The organism is Neorhizobium phenanthreniclasticum (assembly GCF_040066075.1).
GTDB lineage: Bacteria > Pseudomonadota > Alphaproteobacteria > Rhizobiales > Rhizobiaceae > Neorhizobium > Neorhizobium petrolearium.
Map to the genome: position 1 here is coordinate 71,832 of NZ_JBEAAL010000017.1, position 20,413 is coordinate 92,244.

Below are 20,413 nucleotides of genomic sequence, written 5' to 3' on the forward strand. Positions count from 1 at the left end.
TCTCGTCTCTACAAACGACCCGTGGAGCGGTCCCTGCCGTTGATCGAGGCGGGCACGCTGATCGGTGATGTCACATTGTTCGATTGAAGCCATGCGAAGGGGTGTGATTGAAATCAAGCGACCGCGCCGGTCACAGCCTTCCATTGCGCCATAGAGCGGATTCGATGAATGTGGATGGCGATTGCGGAGTGCTTCTGGTGGGACGGGACGAAGTGATTTCTGATTGCCGAAAAGACAGAAATGAACCGTTGCAATCCGCCGGTGGATCGAAAGCCTTGCATCGCCCGCTCTCGTTTCCGCAGCGGCAGGTGGGAATTTTCCGCCCGATTGTTCAGGCCTTTATGCGATCGATGTTCGACGGTAGGCATGAGATCCCGCTTTGCCGCTCCATATGAGCGAAGTTTGTCGGTGATGATCCGCTTCGGTGTGAGGGCTTCCCCCAAATATGCAGGATTGAATCAGCTATTGATTGTTTCTTGGAGCTTTCTAATTTTGGCCAGTATGTCGTCGAAAGAGAGCGGCCTTTCATCAAACATCATGGGCGCCGTGGCGCGATAGTCAGCGCGCAAATCTTTGATACGGGACTCGCTCGGCATCAGTCTCAAAGTACCAGGCCTCGCTGTATCATAGTTGGCCCAACTGGACCGGAAGAAGGTCGCCTTGTGCTTTACCACTGTTACTAGAAGGTCGAAATCGCCGGCCGCGGCTTTTCCCTCCTCGGTGTCGAGGAGCATCGCGAGATCATAATAGTGGCGGGAGAAATACTGCGGCGTTGCGGTCTCGGCGGGACGGTGCGACTCGGCGTGCAGCGCGGTCGCCTTTTCCCAGAAGGTCCGCTGCGCGGAAAGAACAGTCACGGAGCATTCCGGATCTTTGAAGAAATCCGGAAAATCCTCCGCCGCGTAGGGATGAATAAACTTCTGCTCGGTCGGCCATGGATCGCCGCGCGCACCGAGCTCAAGCTTCACCCGCGGAGTGATGTAGGCCATGCCTTCATATTCAAAGCTCGCAAGCGCAGGCGGATAGTGGAAGTTCACTGTCTGCACGTCGTTGGCATCTATTTCCAGCGACCACTTACCCTCGCTCGGCTCGCCCAATTGCTCGACGATCGCGGACTTGAGCGCCGGAAGAAGCTTCTCGGCAATATGCCGCTCGACGTCACTCACCAAGGCTTCAATCAGTTTGTTCGCTTGTTTCTTACTGATACCTTCCTTTTCCGGATCGCGGTCGCCGGTGTAGCCGAGCTCCGCTCGATCGAACGAAAGGTCGATGTCCTCGGAAAAGCGGCGGATGGCGCCGAATGCCTTGGAAAGGGATGTACCACCCTTGAAAACGAGGGTGGCTGCATCTTTTTTCTGCAGGCCGAAAAGACGCTTCAAAGTCCAGCAGACCCAGAAGTCCTTTTCGACGATCGTGTTGTCAACCCCTCGAAGGGCGCCTGTTTCGCCAAACAGGGCGGCTCGATCATCAGCCGGAAGGAGAGCCACCCTATCCATCGATCTCACCTGACGCGTTAGCGATCGATACGAGTGTCGGCCTCATCCAGGCTGGGGCCTGAACCGCAGAGGACGCAAGCATCTTCTTGTCGTTGGCTGACAGGCGGCGCACTGCAACCTGCGCAACGTCGCCGGCACGCATCGCTCCCACATGGCGAAGCGCTTGCACGACCGTGCCAGCCGCACTGCCAGGAGCGATCAAATGCTTGGGCGAGGCATGTCGCAGATCGACGACGCGCTTTCCCAAGACGATCTTGCGGGAGGGACCGTCGGTGAGGTAGGTGGTCTTCGCTGGCACCTGCGTGGTAAGCCCAAGTGCGTTCGCCGCGCGGGCGCCAGCAATCTGCAACTGAGAACCGGTCTCCCGTGCCAGCGCCTGGGCGATATCGTCCGGAGCTGGCGAAAGCAGCCCAAGCTGCGGATGGGCTTTCGGGAAATCGTACAGGCCGCGCGCGAGGCGCCGGAGCTTACCGCTCTTGACCAGTCGGGAAAGTGCTTGGTCCACGGCGGCGCGGCCAGCGATGCCCAAAAAGTCACTTGGCGTGAAGACGCCGCCGCGCCCGCGGGCGCGGACGCGCTTCATAATCTGATCCGGTACTGATGTCGCAGCGCTTTTCATAGGTCATAAAATAGTGCATCTTTTTCTGACATTCAAGTTCCGCATTTGGGGCCGAGCCCACTGGAAGGAAAAGCCAACGGTCATCGAGCTTCTTCCCGTGGCGACGACCCTGGCGATGGCCTCTACGATCGCTCCGACGCGGACCGGATGATGAAAATCGAGGCGCTCCGACGATGCGAGCACGGCAAGCTTCCGGCACAGTCTCGACGCTGCGACAAAGGCCGCCTTGGTCATGAAGGCGATCGCAGTGGTTCGTTAGGGCCACTTCTGCGATCCCGATTGTCAGCGAAGGCGCAGTCGTCGCTTTAGAAAACTATCTGCATGCGGATCTGCATAATGAAACAACGCCGTCGCCCGAACCGCGTCTTCATCGACCGGCTCATTCGTATGAATGCTGCGGTAACCCCAAAAAAGATACAGATTGCCCGGCACCATGGAAATGCGGTTGATCTTGACACCGTCAGCGCGGCGGCGAAGTAACCGCTGCATCAACACATTGTCGAGGATTGCCTTATCGGCGAGATTAAGCACGTAGGTCGACCGGATTTTCCGTGTATTGGGAATGATCAAGAAGTCGCCGCGCTTTCCAGATTGGGGAATTTGCACGGGCACCAGCGCGGTAATCACGTAAGAATCGTAGTGAAACATCAAGGAGTGTTTGGCAACGCTCCTTCCCGTAAGGCAGCGAAGGATCTGATAGAATTTCACCTCCGGTGCTTGCCGTCCAAGACTGCTGAAATAGAGGCGTGAAAAAAGAGCTTTGAATTCGTCGCAATTGCCAAGCTCGTCCAACCCGGACCCGCCGAGTTGATTGCTGGCGAGAGAGACAGACTGGTTCCCTCCAAGAGCAATGGCTGCGGCTACAAAGTCTTGCAGTCTGCCGAGATCGTCGGCCGAAAGAAAATCGGGCGCGCAATAGATCCCATCCTTATCGATTTTTTGGGCGATGCCGTGGACATCACTGTCTGACAGAGCAGACAGCCATCGTTTTGCACTGGTAAGATGAGGCATGGCAGGCTCCACATCAAAACTGAACATTGTTCCGGCTTCCAGTTCCCGTAAAACATATGCCGCGATATCACATATCGCGTTCTTCTGGCTTCTGCAGGCCTAGCGAGTCCGGTTGCAGCGCAAGCCCATATCCGGAATTTTCTGAGACGCATTCAACCAACTGGGCCTCGGGTTCACCACATCCTGCTGCGAAAATACCTCCGTGACCAAAGTCAGCTTCATCAGTTACGGCCGAATTCGTCGACGATGCGCATGATGTCGTCTTCGCCGAGATAGGAACCGGTCTGGACCTCGATCATCTCCAGCATGATCTTGCCCGGATTGGCGAGCCGGTGCACCTCGCCCTGGGGTATGTAGACGGATTCGTTTTCCCTCACGATCGTGACCTCCTCGCCGACTGTCACCTCTGCCGTACCCTTGACGCAGATCCAGTGTTCCGAGCGATGATGATGCTTCTGCAGCGACAGTTTCTTGCCGGGCGTTACGAACAGACGCTTCACCTGAAAGCGGTCGCCGTTAAGGATGGACGTATACCCGCCCCAAGGCCGGTAGGAGGTCGGGTGCGTTTCGGTGAGCGCCGCCGTCGTTTTCATGGCGGCGAGTTGCTTGACAAGCGTACCCACCTGCTGGCTGTCTTCCAACCTGCCCACATAGACGGCGTCCTCGCTGGCGATCACCGCAACCCCCTCCAGTCCCTGTACGGCCAGATGGCTGGTGCGAGACATCACCAGCGAGTTGCGGGTGTTGACCAGCGTGGCATTGCCAGAGGCGACATTCCCGGCGTCGTCACGGGCACCAAGCTTCCAGACCGCGTCCCAGCTTCCAAGGTCCGACCAGAGGAAGGACGAAGGCACCACGGCGGCATTGGCCGTCCTTTCCATGATCGCGTAATCGACCGAGATGTCCGGGCTGGCCGAAAACGCCTCCGCGTCGAGGCGGATGAAGTCAAGATCGCTGGCGGCCGTGGCGACGGCCGCCCTTGCGGCCTTCTCGACTTCCGGAGCAAAGCGGCTCATTTCGTGGAGCACCTGCGCGGCCATGAACATGAAGATACCGGAGTTCCACGCAAAGCCACCGGCGGCAACCATCTTCTGCGCGTCCGGCAAGGCCGGTTTCTCGACGAACCGTTTCACCTCGCATGCACCGGTCGCAAGCTTTTCACCGATCTCGATATAGCCATAGCCGGTCGCGGGCTCCGTCGGTTTTATTCCGAACGTTACCAGCTTTCCGGAAAGGGCCGTTTCTCGGGCAATACGGATCGCCTCGAAATAATCCTCACCGGCCGTGATCTCGTGGTCGGAGGCGAGGACCTGCAACACGGCGTCCTCGCCGAATTTGTCGGCGGCGAACGCCGCCGCGGCCGCAACTGCCGGGGCGGTATTGCGCGCCGCCGGTTCAAGCAGAATGCCGGAAAGCTTAACACCGAGTTCGCGCGCCTGTTCCGCGACGAGGAACCGGAAATCCTCATTGGTGATGACGACCGGCGCCTCGTAGAGCGCCTTGTCGGATACGCGCGACAGCGTCGATTGGAACAGCGTCTGCTCGCCAACGAACTGGATGAATTGCTTGGGCGCGCTAGCGCGTGAGAGCGGCCAAAGCCGGGTACCCTTGCCGCCCGCCATGACGACGGGAATGATCTTGGCTGTCATGCAAATGATCTCCGGTATTTTCGTCTGGCATGACCGATCGAGTTTGCGCGGCCCATGCGCGGATCAGTCCAAGCCCTCCATCCAGCAGGGTTTCAACGTCTCTTGCCAACCGCGCCTCGACATAGCAGCGCATTTCGGTGACAAGCCCTCGAAGACCGCTCGTTTCAAATTTCATGATATGGCGCCCCTCAGCGCAATTACCTTAAGGACGCACTCGCCTCGTCCTTGCCAAGCGCGATCACGCGATGGCTCCAAGTGCCCTGCTTTGGTTAACGACGAGCAGCCTCACGCCAGATCAGAACTATAACGCCCGCAAGATATCCCGCCTGCATCAAGAGCAGGGAAATAACTCCGTAGTATAAGGACTCCCCGACCGATCCGGACTGTACGTAAGATATGAGAGAAAATAACAATGTCGCCGCAAGCATCCGCAAATACACGCAAGGGACATACATCAGCTTGAGAAACCGCCTCATGGTTATTCCCCCGTCTTCTTTTTAAGCTTCTCACGGTAGATGAGTTTTTGCAATGCGAAAAGGCTCTCTGCCTCGGTATAGATCAAAAAAAAATTCGTATCGGACAATCCATTCAAGCAACAATTCGAAATAAGCAATGAATATTCGACGTCTTATGCGGAGAATCTTTAGAAAATACCGACACTTAATTGGCATCAATCAGCCGAGAGCATGGCGCTTGAGCAGCGTTCAAAAAAAATCAAGGAAATGAATAAAGATTTAACTTCCAAAATTTCTCGTCCTTGCATATTGTGCAATGCAACGCAGTATTACCTCGACAGTCTGTAAATCCACCTGATGGGGAATATTATGTCGATTGGCGAGCGATTTGACGGTGGCTACACAAGCGGGTTCGACTATCTTAGGGTAGCACTCGCGATATCTGTATTGTGCATCCACAGCTTCGCGGTTTCCTATGGAAAGAGCGGCGAGGTATTCCTGTTTGAGCCCCCATTGCGGGGGATCGTCACGTTTGTACTGCCTGCGTTTTTTGCGTTGAGTGGTTTTCTTGTCAGTGCAAGCCTCTTGCGGACGCGCAATCTCGCTCGCTTTCTCGGGTTGCGTGCGCTGCGTCTCGTTCCCGCCCTGGCCGTCGAAGTCACGCTATGTGCATTGCTGCTGGGACCGATATTTACGACATTTCCGCTTGGTATATACTTTTCCGACCCGCAGTTCTGGTCTTACTTCTGGAACATCCTCGGACACATCCACTATCTTCTCCCCGGCGTCTTTCGTGACAACCCCTTTTTTCAGGCCGTCAACGTATCGCTCTGGACGATTCCGTATGAACTGGAATGCTATATCGCCTTGACCATATTGGCCGCGACGGGCATCGCCCACCGGCGGGTATTCCTGCTGGTGGCCGTCGGACTGGCTCATCTTGCGGTGTTTGGACGTGACCTTCTCCGTGGGGCTGCGGACCTGCCCCTGGACGGGGCCTTACCGGGGCGGGTGCTGCTTTTATGCTTCCTCGCCGGCGTGGTGCTGTTCATCTACCGCGATCGTGTTCTGCTCACCCCTGGTCGAGCTGTCGTGGCGATAGCCTTGTCTTTCGTCATGCTCAACTTGCCCTATGCGCCTTTTTTCGCGGCATTTCCCATCGCCTACGCGACGGTGGCCATCGGGCTGACGGGGCTTCCGAAACACCGTTTCTTGGCAAGCGGCGACTATTCCTACGGCATCTACCTTTACTCGTTTCCCGTCCAGCAGACCGTCGCGCACCTTTTTCCATCCCATCGGGAATGGTACTTCAACATTGCGCTCTCACTTCCCCTCACGTTGCTTCTGGCAGTCTTCTCCTGGCATGCTGTCGAGAAGCATGCCTTGAAACTGAAGGGTATGATCCTCGGCAGGACGCGTATGCGAGGACCCATTTCTGCCGCAGCAGCGGTCCCGATCAGGGTGGCGGATGATGGCGGTTGAACCCATCGGTATCTTTGCCGTCCTTCTCGGGCTTTATTGTCTGGCGCTTGGTCTGGATGCAACAATCAAGGCCTTTGTCGTCATGACCATTTTCGGTGCTGCCGCAGCCTTTCTGCTGGGCTCGGCGAGTGTCCAACCTGCGCATCTGTTCTTGCTGTTCGTGGCCATTGCCGCATTTCGCGATCGGGAGAACGCCAGACTGGCCGTCAAAACGCTCGGGTTCGGGCAGCCGGGGTTCTGGCTCGCCTGTCTTGTCGTCTACGGCGCATTGAGCGCGTATTTTTCTCCCAGGATCTTCGAAGACGCGAGCATCATCGTCCCTTTGGGGGTGTCGGAACATCCCCTGAGCGGCGGCGTCGTTCGGCTTGGGCCTGTCTCAAGCAATCTCACTCAGACTGTCTATCTGGCTGCCGATCTTGCCTGTTTTGCAATGGTCGTGGCGGTCGGCTCCACCTTGAAAGGATTCCAGGCCCTCGTGGTTGGCCTGATTGCCTATGCATTCTTCAACGTCATTTTTGCGATCCTGGACCTGACCACGAGCGCCATCGGCGCTCAGGATATGCTGCAGTTTATCCGCAACGCCCAATATACTTTCCACGAAAACGACAAGGTCAACGGCATGAAACGCATCGTCGGTTCCTGGCCGGAGTCATCGGCTTTCGCGGGGACCACGCTTGGCATATTCGGTTTTACGGGCACAATGTGGCTCTGCCGGCGCAAATCGGAGTGGACCGGTCCTTTCGCGCTGATCTCATTCGTTTTGATCGTTCTCTCGACATCTTCGACGGGCCTGTTTGCTGCACCGATATGCCTGATGATCTTGTATTTCACGGCGCTGCTGCGTTGTGGCTCACGTAAAGACAGCAGCCACAGCACGGCCGTGGTGATCCTCACTCCGCCGCTGGCGGCCCTCGCTGCACTCGTCGTCCTGCTTCAGCAGGACATTTATGCGACGGTCTACAACTATGTGGATCTTCTCCTGCTGAGCAAGCAGACGTCGAGTTCGGCCGTTACCCGCGGTTCATGGAATATCTACGGTCTACAGAATTTTATAGATACGTTCGGTCTTGGCGTTGGCCTTGGAACGGCGCGCACCTCGAGTTTCCCGGTTGCTTTGCTGTCGAATGTCGGCATTCCCGGAACCCTGTTTTTCCTTCTATTTGCAATGACGGCCTTCGCGCCTGCCAATCAGCCATCACGCACATTGGCTTCGGACATACGGCTGTCTGCTCGCAACGGCTGCCTCTGCCTGCTGGTGGGATCCCTGGTGGCCGGACCCACTGTTGATCTCGGACTGCTATTTTTCATCCTTGCGGGGCTTGCTGCAAGCCGCCCTGCAAGTGACGGCGTCTCCGCTCCCTTCCTCACTCTGCGGGGCGGCGGCGACCAAATGACGGGAAAACCGGCTTAGCGCACCGCGCGCGTGGCAAATTGCAAGGCAAGCAGCGGAAATGTCGATGAAGGCCGAAGGATACGGGCTTTATTTGGCTGAATACCACGACGAAGGCGAGAATTACCATGGCAGTCATAGATCTTCACTCTGAACCCGGCGCGTCTATCTTTCCCCTCCTGCGCTGCGACCTTTGCATCGTCGGCTCGGGGCCAGCTGGGGCCACGATCGCCCGAGAACTGTCCAGTGCCCGCTTGAATATCGTTCTTCTGGAAAGCGGCAGGACGGAACGCAGTGCACAAATCGATGAACTTGACGCAATCGAAAACATCGGGCGCCCTCGAGCCAGGGATCAGTGGTCCGTTCGCAACCGGATCCTTGGCGGAAGCTCGCACACCTGGGGAGGACGATGTGCTGGTTTCGATGCGATCGATTTCCAAGAACGGCCCTGGGTTGCCGGTTCCGGCTGGCCGCTCAAGGTGGAGGAAATAGATCCGTTCCTGGATCGAAGTGCGTCGCACCTGGGATTGGCGATGGGACGCGGTTTCTCCGACGAGCGATTTTGGGACATTGCAGGGCGCACTCCTCCACGAAAGGAAGTTGATCCGTCACTTTTACTTCCCTTCTTCTGGCAGTTCAGCAGGGATGAAGCAGAATCCTATCCCTTTGAATATATGCGGTTTGGAAGGCATCTGCGGCAGCACTTGGGAGAAAATACCACGCTGGTCACTGGCGCAACGGCTCTGCGGGTTCTCAGCGTGGAGTCAGACACGTCGGTTCAAGGGGTCGAGTTCGCAACGCTTGATGGCCGGAAACACACGTTGACCGCCTCGGCGGTTGTCCTGTGTGCCGGCGGGATCGAGAATGCCCGTATCCTCCTAAATTCTGGAACCGGTGGTCGCAACGGTCTCGGAAATGGCCGAGATCAGATCGGACGCTACCTGATGGACCACCTTCGCGGCCCGACCGCATTCTTCCAACTGCCCGGATCGGGTCCCGTGCAACGCCGTTTTGGACGTTACAATGTGCAAAACCACTTCTTCCGAGCCGGCCTGAGGCTCAGCCCGGCCATCCAACAGCGCGAGAAGCTCCTGAACTGCGCGGGATGGCTGGGCGAAGCGGTGGCACCTGACGACCCCTGGGACGCGCTGCGGAGATTTTACGCGAAGAAGCCCCGCCTGCCCCAGGACGTGGTAAGCCTTGTCCGCAACAGCGCGTTGCTGTTGCACGGCGCCAAAGACTATTTCGGTGCCCGCAACGGTCTTCCGCGCAAGCTGCTGGAACTGACCTTGGATTGCATGTGCGAACAGGTTCCAGATCCAGACAGCCGCATTACCTTATCCGAGCATTGCGATCGGTTCGGCATGAGATTGCCGAAAGTTGACTGGCGCAGCCATCCTGACGAAGCCCGCACCATGCATCGCATGGCGGAACTGATCACGGCTGAATTCGACAGGATCGGACTTCCAAAGCCTATCCTGGCTGAATGGGTAAGGGACAAGGCGCCCATACCGGCAACTTTCGTTGATGTCGCCCACCCGACCGGAACCACGCGCATGTCGACCGATCCTTCCAAAGGCGTCGTGGATTCCAACTGCGAGGTTCACGGGGTCGCCGGCCTGTTTGTTTCCGGCAGTTCCGTTTTCCCGACGGCTGGACACTGCAATCCCACCCAGATGATTGTCGCTATGGCCATCCGGTTAGCGGACCACTTGCGATCGCGACCCTATAAATCTGCCCCTGTGGAGATCATCGCCAATGCCGGGTGAGACCGTCCTTGTCACTGGCGCCACCGGCCGGATCGGTCGCGTGGTCATCGCCGATCTCCTGGAGCGCGGTTACCGGGTTCGGGCAACCACGTCGAAACCATGGATCCCTTCCGAGGCAAACACACCGTCTGTCGACTGGCACAGGGTAGACTTTGCTGCCGACACCGACCTCAGCGCGCTGGTTAAGGGCTGCAGTGCAGTCCTTCACCTGGCGGCGGAACTTGGCAAGAAAGATCGTATGGCGCGCGTCAACATCGAGGCGACCGGGCGGCTTGCGCAAGCTGCCGAACAGGCCGGTGTCGCTGTTTTCTGTTACACGAGTTCGGTTGCGGTGTATGGGAGTGGTCTTTCCACCCTCATTGACGAAAATTCGCCCGTCCTGACCTTCGATCGCGACGTTTCTTCCGAGTATTGGGCTGTCGACTATGTGCGCGAATACGGCCGTACCAAGCTGGCTGGCGAACTGGCGCTGAGGCGCTTCGCCACCAAAACCCGCTACGTCATCTTTCGCCCCGCCGTTGTCGTTGACCTTGCCCAGATCATCGGGATTCGCGACTGGAACACGAGCAAGCGCATCCTTGCGTCGCATCGCCATGCCCATCACATCTATGTTGGTGATGTGTCGGACGCGCTGATTTGGTTCATGCAACGTGGCCTGGCAGGTGCAGGCCAGGCCGGCAGCGTCGAACTCTACAACCTGGCAGAGGACGATCATCCCTGCCCGCGGCACGTTGATTTCATGAAAAGGGCCTTCGCGGTGAGCGGTGATCGTCGCTATCGCACGCTCGCAGTACCATGGATCGCCGACTGGTTGCACGACTTCCTGCGGTTCCGTTCGCTCCCTTTGAGAAACCCCCTATGGCGAATGCGCTTCTCAAACGAGCGTCTTAAGGCGACTGGCTATCGTTTCCGGTTTGGCATGGCCAAGGCAGAAGAGCTTGCCCTCGCCAAATTGAAAGAGGAAGTGCAGGCACAAAGGCGGACGCCAGTGGTCGGCGAAACTCTCGCCTAGTCTGCAGAATATCGTGACTGGACCTTCCGCGATGCGGTTTCGCGCTTCCCAGCAGGCCGCCTCGAATAAAAAAAGTAAAGAAGCCAGTAAGAAACAACGTATCCAGCCTCGAGCAGCGCCGCAAACAGGAACCCCCAGCCGATTGCCTGCCACGCGGTACTTCCTGCCGCGTAACTCATCGCCGCATAAACGGCCATCACAATAAAGGCGACAATTGCAAACACTAAAATGGGCATGCGCAAGGCGCAAACTGCGCCGATCAGCACACAGACGGCGAACGCCCACCCCATTTAGGTTGCTCCGGCTTGGGTAGAAACTCCTATGTAGCGGATATCATTTTTCACCTTGCAAGTCAAAATTCGACCAAGGCAGATCCAGGCCCGAAGCTGGCTTTGCCTGACCGAGAGGCCGGTCACTCGGTCGCGGTCAGTTTCCGCTGAGCCTGGGGGATGCGGATGTTCGTTTCTCGCCCGCGCTCGACGCGAAGGACGTCGCCCGGCATCAGGGGATCGTTTTCGCCAACGATCAGGTTGTGCATACCGCCGTCGACAACCCGATTGACGGTCATCTCGAACGTATAGGTTTCCCCCTCTTCCGCCAATGCCGCCATCGCGGATGGCGCTCGAATGTCGAGATTTTTGAGAAGATCGCGGACCGTTTGCATCTTTTCGCCGTTCGACGCGAAGCGTTCCCGCAACTCGGCCGATTCCGTCAATGCATTCACGCGGTAGCGGTTGCGGGCAGCTGCAATGTCCTGGTCGACCTTTGCCAGATCTTGCTGCGTCCTGAATATTGCAAGCGATACATCCAGATTGCGGCTTTCAAGTTCGGCGACGTTCTGGCTTGCGCCAAGCTGCCGGGCCGACACGGTCAGCCCCTGGGCGACCAGCTTGTTGACCGAATTTAAATCGTTGGCGGCAAGTTCGATCTGCTGAGAGAGGGAACTGGCCTTGGCCTTCAGTGCCTCGATCTGGTTCATGGCAAGCATCTTCGCCCGATTGAGGGCTTCGATTTCGGCATTGAGTGAGCGTTCGCTCGCTTCGAATAAGGACTGCTCCTCCTGGATCATTCGTGCAATTTGGGGTTCGTTAGCCCGCTCGGTAAGTTCTTCAGGGAAGGTGACCGCCGAGGCGCCACTCAAAATGGCGTCAATTCGTGCCCGACGCGCCACCAAGCCGGCCCGCTCTGCTTCGAGCGCCCGAAGGTCGCCGCGGCTGGACAGCGCGTCGCGCTGCAAGCCGATGAAGTTCGGGTCCACCGGACCGATGCCGCCAGCCATGCTCAACGCCTGGATGACCGTCAGTCCCGGACTGAACGTGTATTTTCCCGGACTGGTCACAAGACCTGCCACGAAGAACGGGCGATAGGAGGAGATTTCGACGGAGGCGTTTGGGCGTTTCTGCAGACCTACCTGGCTTTGTAGCCTCTCGCTGATCGCATCCGACAATTCCTCGAGCGTCTTTCCTGCCGCAGGGACCGTTCCGATGATCGGCAGGGACAGATTGCCGGCCGAAGAGATGACGAACTCGCCCGTCAGTGGCACCCATTCGTAAGTCGTGGCGGTGCTCGGCCGCCACTCGAAGACACGAATCTTCAACGTATCTTGCGGACCAATGCGATAGTTTTCGAACGCATGGGCAAGACTGGTCGGCGCCATCGCCCCAAGCGCGACGACAAGCGCGAAAAACACGATCATCGATGCTCGAACTTCACGCAACGTGTATGATCGTTGACCGCTCAAAGAAGATAGGATGGAATTTTGCATCGCGTTTGGCATCCACTGATAGACGTTACAGTCAAACACCCCGTCACGCTGAGGCAGCGATTGTCACGCCGGTCGCCCGCGCAACGAATGTGCGGAAGCGATCGACGAAAACGTCACGGCGAAACTCGGCCGCCCGTGAAACGGCATCGGCCGGATTGAAATCCTGGCGCTCCAGCCGCTCCACGGCATCGATGAGCGCTTCCGTCGTCTGCACGTGGAAGAAGACGCCCGTCTTGTTGTTCACCACGGTTTCGGTTGCGCCGCCGCGACCGAAGGCGATGACCGGGCGGCCACTTGCCATGGCTTCCACCGGAACGATCCCGAAATCCTCCTCGCCGGGAAAGATCAGGCCTTTGCAGCGCGCATAACAGTGCTTCAGGACATGGAATGGTTGTGCGCCCTGGATAGAGACGGTCGGTCCTGCAATCCGCTTCAATCGATCCAGCATCTCGCCGCCCCCGATGACCACGAGTTTCGCCTTCATGCGGTTGAAGGCTTCGACGGCGAGGTCCGGCCGTTTGTAACTGACCAACTCGCCGACCATGAGATAATAGTCTTCGACCTCCGACATCGGGACGGGCCGGAAGGCGGTCGTGTCGACAGGGGGATAGATGATCGAAGCGTCGCGACGGTAATAACTTCTGATCCGTTGTGCCACGGTGGCGGAGTTGGCAACGAAGTCATCAACGCGGTTTGCCGTCGCAACATCCCACGTCCGCAAATAGTGGGCCATCGGCGGCATCATCAGACGCGTCATCGGTCCGGAGCTGTCGTAATACCTATTGTACATATTCCAGACATAACGCATCGGAGAATGACAGTAGCAAAGATGCAATGCTGGAGACGCGGGAATGATGCCTTTGGCGGGCCCGGATTCGCTGCTTATGACGAGGTCATAGGCTCCCAGGTCGATCTGTTCCAGCGCCATCGGCATGAGCGGCAGGTAGCGCTTATACATTTTCCTGGCATAAGGCAGCCTTCCGATGAAGGTTGTCTCAATCCGATGCTTCTTGATCTTGTCGGATATGGCACCCGGGTCATAGACGTGCGTGTAGATATCGGCGGTCGGGAAAATATCGCAGAGAGCCTCAAGGACTTTTTCGCCGCCGCGCATCCCCACAAGCCAATAATGTATGATCGCTACCCGCACGCCAAACTCCACGAAAAACACTAGGTTTGTTACTTTGGCGTACAATGCGGGTTCATGTCTTTTCGGCCTTTCTTATTGAAAAACCGAAAAAATCGACGCGGATTCTATTTCCATTTCGGTTAGGACAAGAATCCAGAGATCAGTTTGATTTCCCGCGCTGCACTCATGCATAGTGCAGCGCAATAATTTCATTGTCAAACCATTAAACACTTGTTAACGTAATTATGAGCCGAAGGAATACGGCTCTCTTCATACACCTATGATCTAGCTTATACAGGGGAGTACGCAGATGATGGGACTTGATCTCGACCGTAATCTCGGAAGATATCATAAGGCGCGCCAGTTTTCTCGCGATGCGTCTCATCATGCTTCCGAAATACGCCAAATAAGCGCCTCCATCGTCGCTTCAACCTGCATGAAATACTTGATGGACGTAACAATTGCGCTCATCGGCCTGCTTGTGCTTTCGCCAATGATCATCATGCTGATGGGGAGCCTCTTGATCCTGCAGGGACGCCCGATCTTCATCGCCCACCGTCGTATCGGCAAGAACGGTGTGATGTTTCCATGTTTGAAGTTTCGCACGATGGTGAGAAATGCCGACGAGGTTCTTTCACGTCACCTGAACGCCAATCCGTCGCTTCGGGAGGAATGGAACGCGACGCGTAAGCTGCGCGATGATCCGCGTATCACTCCATTTGGCGCGCTGCTCCGCAAGAGCAGCATCGATGAGCTGCCGCAGCTGATCAACATCATCCGCGGGGAGATGAGCCTTGTCGGTCCACGTCCGATCGTGGCTGGCGAAGCCGAGCTCTATGGGATCCATTATTCGGACTATATCCGGGTTCGCCCGGGGCTGACCGGTCTGTGGCAGGTCAGCGGACGCAGCGACATGAGTTACAGTGAACGCGTGCAGCTCGATGCCCGTTACGTGGCTGAGCAGAGCCTTGTCGGCGACATTGCGATCATGTTGAAGACGATCCCGGCCGTCCTGCTTTCGCGCGGCAGCTATTGACCTTTCCCTGCGCATTGGCGCGTCGTCCTTCTTGCAATGGCCTCAGACGGCGCGTGGGCGACACGAGATGCTTGAGCCACACAAGTCTCCCTCAAAGCGCTGTCGGCGCTTCATGGCAAAATTTCAACGGAAATAGACAGTGCGAAAGACGTTCGGGCTTCATTCCTCAATTCAGCGATACGCAACACCCGACGTCTGCCGACCGGGAGGTGTTTCATGAATGTCGCGGCCTTTGCAATCAATGGCCGATATCTGACGCAGGACATGACCGGGGTCCAGCGCTATGCCACCAATGTCGTCGCGGCCATTGATCGGCTTTTGATCGCAAAGTCCTCGGTGCTGTTCGCACCCGCTTGCGCCGCGGATGCGCGGTTGAGCCAGCTGCGCGTTGAAAAAAGCGGGCGTCTGACCAGCCATCTCTGGGAGCAGATCGAGTTGCCCTATCTCAGCCGCGATCACCGGCTTCTCAACCTGTGCAACACCGCGCCTGCGGCCAAATCGGACCAGATCGTATGCATCCACGATGCAAACGTCTTTGCAGCGCCGCAAAGCTACAACCGGAGTTTTCGGCTTCTTTATCAGCATCTGCAACCTGCCCTCGTTCGCCGCTCAACCCGCATCACGACCGTTTCACACGCGGCCGCGCGTCAACTGGCCAGGCATTTGCCCGTTGCTTTGCACGACATAGCCGTATTGCCCAATGGCCACGAGCATGCATTGCAGTGGGATCCTTCCCAAGCAACCATAGCCCCGATCCTGTCGGCGCCCGGTGGGAGACGCCGTCCCTATGTCCTCGCGCTCGGGTCTCGCGCGATCCACAAGAACCTGTCATTGTTGATCGACATCGCCCCTCATCTGGATGAGGCAGGCCTCGACCTCGTGATTGCCGGCGGGGGCGACAGCATCTTCACCTCATACGGTCTGCTGGACCGACCAAATGTGCGCATGGCTGGCCGGATCTCGGATGACGATCTCGCCTATCTTCTCGACCACGCGCTCTGTCTCGCTTTCCCGTCCCTGACGGAAGGATTTGGACTGCCGATCGTCGAGGCAATGGCGAGGAAATGTCCTGTGGTGGCGTCCAACTGCGCCAGCATGCCGGAAGTCTGCGGCAAAGCAGCCCTTCTCGCATCGCCTTTCGAGCCGAAGGAATGGGTGGATCTGATTTGCGGTTTAAAAGGGTCGCAGCAGCTTCGGCAGGATCTCATCGGGCAAGGGCTTGAACAGGTCCGGCAATTTTCCTGGGAGCAGACCGCGGCTCGATATCTTGAACTGCTGGTCGACCCAAAGGCGGACGTCCCAAGCCATCGTGCGGCTGGTGTCGGCCGCCCCCGCATCGCCGTCGTATTCGCAACGCGTGGACGCCCGCAGATCGTTGCCGCCTCCGTCCGTCACTTTCTGGCGACCCAGACACTGCGGCCCGACAGCCTCATCGTTTCTTGCGTTGACATCGCCGATGCCGGCGATCTTGTCGACCATCCCGACGTCACGGTCATCACCGGACCTGCCGGGCTGGCTGCGCAACGCAATACCGCTCTTGGCCATGTTGCTGCCGGCACGGAGATCGTTGCGTTTTTCGACGATGATTTTGTCGCAGACAGTCAATGGCTTGCATCGGCACTACAGATCTTTCGCGACGAAAGCCAGGTCGTCGGCTTCACGGGCCGGGTCCTTGCCGACGGTATCAAAGGGCCTGGCATCGCCTTTGCGGACGCCGTGCGGGTGGTCGAGAGCGGCCGGCCTCAACAGGTCTGGGCTGAGCCTTTCAGCCCCTATGGTTGTAACATGGCCTTTCGATTTGCGGCTATCGGCGACACGAGGTTCGATGAGCGCCTTGTTCTTTATGGTTGGCTGGAAGATCGCGATTTCGCCGCGGCACTTGCCAAGCGTGGTGGGAGATTGGTGAAATCCGCCATGGCCTACGGTGTGCATATGGGCGTCAAAACCGGCAGGGTAAGCGGCCGCCGGCTCGGGTATTCGCAGGTCATCAATCCGCTTTACATGATGGGCAAAGGTACGATGTCCCTTCCCAAGGTCGTCGACCACATTTTCCGCAACACCGCCAGCAATTTCGGACGTGCCGCCTGGCCCGAACCGTTCATCGATCGGATGGGAAGGGCCAAGGGCAACCTGCTTGCAATCGCCGACGCCCTGCGGGGCCGGCTGGAACCGGAGCGAGCCGCGGCAATTGCCCCGCAGCAGATTGCCGACAAGACCACCAATGCGAGGGAGCCAGCATGATGTTCAATAGACCCCGCCCGCTTGACATAACGTCGCGGGTCTGGCGGATGAATGAGATGCGGTCAGACGATAGCGGCGACGGTCCGATCGCCTTGCTGCGTGTCCTGATCGCTCTGGCGGCACGTTACAAGATCAGTCTGCTTACCTGCCTCTTCGCCGGATTGATGCTGGCTGGCCTTTATGCCTACTCGCTTCCGCCAACCTACAAGGCAACGGCAATACTGTTGCTTGAACCGCGCCGATCTGCAGCCTCAGCAGGGGCCTCCGGTAACGAGCAGAGCCTTGATCTCAATCGTGCAGACAGCGAACTCCAAACGATCAAGTCGGAGCGTTTGCTGTCGGGCGTCTTTGACAGCCTCAAACTTCAACGCAGCCCGGAGCTCGGGCCCCAACCACCCGGCGTGACTGACAAGCTCCTTGGATATATCCGCTCCTGGCTGGACACGGCCGAAGGCGGAAAGAGCGCCCCGCCGGCGACCGGTTCGTCCAGCATCGACAGCACGCTCGTCACCAATGCGGACATCGCGGCATTCTTGAACTTCACAAAGCGGATCAGCGCCCGGCGGGTCGGCCAATCTTTTGTGATCGAGATCGAATACGCCTCGTCCGATCCCACGCTTCCCGCACGCGTCGCCAACGCAACCGTGTCCGGCTACATGTTCCAGGTCATCGCATTCAAGGAACAGATCGCGCGCGCCGGCACCGACGCGCTGCAGGGCCGTCTTGATAGCCTCGCGCGTCAGGTCGACGCTGCTCGCGAGGCAATGCAGTCTGGAACGCTACCATCTATTCCAACTCCAGATGCCGACGCGCGCGTCATCGGCGCCGCGCTGCCCCCGCTCGGACCGTCGGCGCCGCGCAAGTCGCTGATCATTGCGCTCGGCGGTGTTCTCGGCCTCTTGGGTGGCTTCGGGTTTGTGGCCATCAAGCTCGCGCTCGATAGAAGGGTTCGAGATGGCAAAGAACTATCGCGTGAGTTGGACCTTCTGTGCCTTGGATCAATCCCTTACGTCGCCGGCGCCGACGGCGTGCCATGGCGCATCACCAATTTGCAGCAGGAACGGTTTGTAGCCGCTATTCACGATCTTCGCACATCCCTCGAAATCGCCTGTACGAGCCTGCGCAATGAAAACAGCATCGTGGTCGCGGTCGTCGCCTGGACCGCCGACGCCGGTGTATCCACGATCTGTAGAGGTCTTGCCGAACTCATCAGCCGAAGTGACCGGCACGTGACATTGTTCAAAGCTATAGACGATGATGATGACGGTAGCGGTCCGGCGGACAATCGCATGTCGCCGACCGGATCCCTGGCGGGCGCGACCTTTGCCAAGCTCATGCCAGACCAGCTTGCCTTCGACGAAATCGGCGGCGTGGCGGTCCTGCCGATCCATTCCGCGGATGTGAACGCCAACCTGTTTGCCGATTTCAGAAATCCGCGTGTCCGCCAGATTATCGACGCCGCCCGCTCCAAGGGAGACGTCCTTCTTGACTTGCCGGCTCTTTGCCATTCTACGGATGCATTGGCACTGGCAGCTTATGCGGATGTCGTCCTGGTCGTGGCACGTGCCGGTCAGACGACGATCGAGGAAGTCTCAGAATCCGTGCAGATGCTTCGCCGTACGGGCGCAAATGTCGTCGGGACCGTGATCAACCGCGCGCGATAACCGCCCACTGCCGCCCCCTACCTGTCCTATTCGGCTTCGTTCGGGATCGATCCGCGAAACGGCGTGGCTTTCGGATTGGAGCGGCGACGATACATGCGGCCGCCGGATGGTTGCGACACAAGCCATCAGCCGCTTATGTCCGGATGAGCGGGCGAAACGCAGCATCAGCCGGACTTTCCGATCTTGACCGACCGCGGCAGTCTTTGCCTGACCATTCAACGGTCGATCAGTTCGAGACGGCCGCGGCCGACCATTAGGCGCAAGCCGAGCACAAGCAGGACCGCGCCGTAGCTCGCACCCCCTGCCGCCACAACAAAGGCAAGTTCCACCACGTCGGGATAGTCATACGCGGCAATCGCATGACGCAACAGCAAGACCACTATCGCCATCGTGACCACCGCGGCTGCGATTTTCCATAGGTTTTTCAGTTGAGCGAGGAAACCGAGACCAAGCAGGAGGCGGACCTCGTTCAGATAAAAGACAAACATGAGGCAGGACAGGACGATCCTGGCGAGACTTACTCCCATCACTGACCCCAGATAAAGACCAAGGGGAATGAGAATGATCCGGAAACCGAGATCGATGGCATTGAGGCGGAATATGAGATGCGGCCGGTCCAGCGCCAGACTGACGGAATAAAGCGTCTGGAAATAGGGAATCGGGAGGACGGCAAGCGCGAGCAGACTGAGGATGGGCGCGGCTTCCTGCCATTTTGGGCCCAGCAGGAGATCGGTGGCCAGGTCGGCTGTCAGCGAGATCCCGACAGCGGCCGGCGCCGAGACGAGCATGACGAACCGGACCGCTTTGAGAAAGGCCTGTCGCACTCGCGCCTTGTCTTCGTTGATCTGGGAGAACGCCGCCAATACCGATTGCATCGCAGGGCCGATGAGGCTTTGCGTGGGCATGACCGCGACGTCGCTTGCAATGGCATATCGACCAAAAGTCGTGCGATCTGCAAAGCCACCGACAAGGAACCGGTCGAACTGCCAGTTGAGCGCCGAGATGAGCTGGGCCGAGCTGAACCAGCCGATAAAACCGGCAAAATCAGGCAGTTTGGCAAAAGAAAGAGCTGGCCTGTAGGGCGCCAGGATATAGGAGACGACCGTCGAGACCACTGACGTGGTGACGAGATTTGCAACGATCGCCCAATAGGCCCCGCCTGCCAGTACCACGACAACAACGACGGCGCTGGCGCAGAGCTTGCCTGACAGTTCCAGTATGAAAGTCTGTCGGAACCCGAGCTCTCGGTTAAACTTCACCATGGCGGGGCTCACCAGCCCCCGGCCAATAGGGCCGAGCGCAAGCACGGCAACGAGGTCAGCGAGCAAGGGCTCATGGTTGATCAGCGAAAAGGGCCAGGCGGCGATCAGAACCATGACACCGATGAGGATGCCTCTTAGCAGACCGATCGTGAATCCGGTGTCCAGATGGCTTTTTTCGACGGAGGGCAGGCGCACCAATGCCTGCGTCACCGGAACCTCCAGCACCGTGTCGACAACCGCAACGAGCGATATTGCCAAAGCGGCGAGCCCGAAATCTGCCGGAGTAAGCATGCGGGCAAGGACCAGAAGGGTGAAGAAGTCGATGACGCGCCCCGCAAAACGGGAGGAAACGAGCCAACCTGCTCCTTTGATTGCCTTTACCGTCAGCATCTATCACTCCGAAATAACATTGCGGCCTTCGGACCGGGCGACG

General features: G+C 58.0%; 16 protein-coding genes and 1 pseudogene. 7 read left to right on the plus strand and 10 right to left on the minus strand.

From position 1 onward, the window contains the following. Nucleotides 1–113 precede the first annotated feature (113 nt). From ABK249_RS20410 to ABK249_RS20435, 6 genes and pseudogenes are all read right to left on the minus strand, one after another. A pseudogene (locus ABK249_RS20410) lies at nt 114–437 on the minus strand (DDE-type integrase/transposase/recombinase); the annotation flags it as partial. Nucleotides 438–458: 21 nt separating this feature from the next. Further along, a complete protein-coding gene (locus tag ABK249_RS20415) occupies nt 459–1,496 on the minus strand; it encodes a nucleotidyl transferase AbiEii/AbiGii toxin family protein (protein ID WP_348863755.1) in 1,038 nt (345 codons plus the stop codon). After that, nucleotides 1,489–2,079, minus strand: a complete 591-nt coding sequence (locus ABK249_RS20420; protein ID WP_037146528.1) for a DUF6088 family protein — start codon at nt 2,077–2,079, stop codon at nt 1,489–1,491. Before ABK249_RS20420 ends, ABK249_RS20415 begins: the two co-directional genes overlap by 8 nt. Nucleotides 2,080–2,118: 39 nt before the next feature. After that, a complete protein-coding gene (locus ABK249_RS20425; RefSeq protein WP_081952708.1) occupies nt 2,119–2,349 on the minus strand; it encodes a hotdog domain-containing protein in 231 nt (76 codons plus the stop codon). A gap of 48 nt (nt 2,350–2,397) precedes the next feature. Continuing rightward, nucleotides 2,398–3,153, minus strand: coding sequence for a hypothetical protein (locus ABK249_RS20430; protein ID WP_227703492.1), 756 nt, complete (start codon nt 3,151–3,153; stop codon nt 2,398–2,400). A gap of 194 nt (nt 3,154–3,347) precedes the next feature. Further along, nucleotides 3,348–4,775: a mannose-1-phosphate guanylyltransferase/mannose-6-phosphate isomerase gene (locus ABK249_RS20435; protein WP_348863756.1), complete on the minus strand. Its 1,428-nt coding sequence runs from the start codon at nt 4,773–4,775 to the stop codon at nt 3,348–3,350. Nucleotides 4,776–5,599: 824 nt separating this feature from the next. On the opposite strand from ABK249_RS20435, the gene ABK249_RS20440 reads away from it, so the two are divergent. The 4 genes from ABK249_RS20440 to ABK249_RS20455 all read left to right on the plus strand — a co-directional run bounded on the left by ABK249_RS20440 (nt 5,600) and on the right by ABK249_RS20455 (nt 10,883). Continuing rightward, nucleotides 5,600–6,712 carry an acyltransferase family protein gene (locus tag ABK249_RS20440; protein ID WP_348863757.1) on the plus strand — a complete coding sequence of 371 codons (1,113 nt, stop codon included), beginning with the start codon at nt 5,600–5,602 and terminating at the stop codon, nt 6,710–6,712. Next, nucleotides 6,702–8,123, plus strand: a complete 1,422-nt coding sequence (locus ABK249_RS20445; protein ID WP_037146534.1) for an integral cytoplasmic membrane protein — start codon at nt 6,702–6,704, stop codon at nt 8,121–8,123. The genes ABK249_RS20440 and ABK249_RS20445 overlap by 11 nt, the downstream gene beginning before the upstream one ends. A 107-nt stretch (nt 8,124–8,230) precedes the next feature. After that, nucleotides 8,231–9,871 carry a GMC family oxidoreductase gene (locus tag ABK249_RS20450; protein ID WP_348863758.1) on the plus strand — a complete coding sequence of 547 codons (1,641 nt, stop codon included), beginning with the start codon at nt 8,231–8,233 and terminating at the stop codon, nt 9,869–9,871. Beyond that, entirely contained in the window at nt 9,861–10,883 is a 1,023-nt protein-coding gene (locus ABK249_RS20455) for an NAD-dependent epimerase/dehydratase family protein (RefSeq protein ID WP_348863759.1), read from the plus strand. Before ABK249_RS20450 ends, ABK249_RS20455 begins: the two co-directional genes overlap by 11 nt. On the opposite strand, the gene ABK249_RS20460 is transcribed toward ABK249_RS20455, so the two are convergent. From ABK249_RS20460 to ABK249_RS20470, 3 genes are all read right to left on the minus strand, one after another. Then, on the minus strand, nt 10,880–11,173 hold the full coding sequence (locus tag ABK249_RS20460) for a hypothetical protein (protein ID WP_348863760.1): 294 nt from the start codon (nt 11,171–11,173) through the stop codon (nt 10,880–10,882). The two genes, ABK249_RS20455 and ABK249_RS20460, sit on opposite strands and share 4 nt — an antisense overlap. 122 nt (nt 11,174–11,295) lie before the next feature. Further along, nucleotides 11,296–12,579, minus strand: coding sequence for a polysaccharide biosynthesis/export family protein (locus ABK249_RS20465; RefSeq protein ID WP_348863761.1), 1,284 nt, complete (start codon nt 12,577–12,579; stop codon nt 11,296–11,298). A gap of 112 nt (nt 12,580–12,691) precedes the next feature. Continuing rightward, nucleotides 12,692–13,762: a glycosyltransferase gene (locus ABK249_RS20470; RefSeq protein WP_037146544.1), complete on the minus strand. Its 1,071-nt coding sequence runs from the start codon at nt 13,760–13,762 to the stop codon at nt 12,692–12,694. A gap of 325 nt (nt 13,763–14,087) precedes the next feature. On the opposite strand from ABK249_RS20470, the gene ABK249_RS20475 reads away from it, so the two are divergent. From ABK249_RS20475 to ABK249_RS20485, 3 genes are all read left to right on the plus strand, one after another. Continuing rightward, nucleotides 14,088–14,813, plus strand: a complete 726-nt coding sequence (locus ABK249_RS20475; RefSeq protein ID WP_081952709.1) for a sugar transferase — start codon at nt 14,088–14,090, stop codon at nt 14,811–14,813. A gap of 216 nt (nt 14,814–15,029) precedes the next feature. Then, a complete protein-coding gene (locus ABK249_RS20480) occupies nt 15,030–17,054 on the plus strand; it encodes a glycosyltransferase (RefSeq protein ID WP_348863762.1) in 2,025 nt (674 codons plus the stop codon). Continuing rightward, nucleotides 17,051–18,718, plus strand: a complete 1,668-nt coding sequence (locus tag ABK249_RS20485; protein WP_348863763.1) for a Wzz/FepE/Etk N-terminal domain-containing protein — start codon at nt 17,051–17,053, stop codon at nt 18,716–18,718. The genes ABK249_RS20480 and ABK249_RS20485 overlap by 4 nt, the downstream gene beginning before the upstream one ends. A 215-nt stretch (nt 18,719–18,933) precedes the next feature. On the opposite strand, the gene ABK249_RS20490 is transcribed toward ABK249_RS20485, so the two are convergent. Beyond that, on the minus strand, nt 18,934–20,370 hold the full coding sequence (locus ABK249_RS20490) for a lipopolysaccharide biosynthesis protein (RefSeq protein ID WP_348863764.1): 1,437 nt from the start codon (nt 20,368–20,370) through the stop codon (nt 18,934–18,936). Between the last annotated feature and the right edge of the window lie 43 nt (nt 20,371–20,413).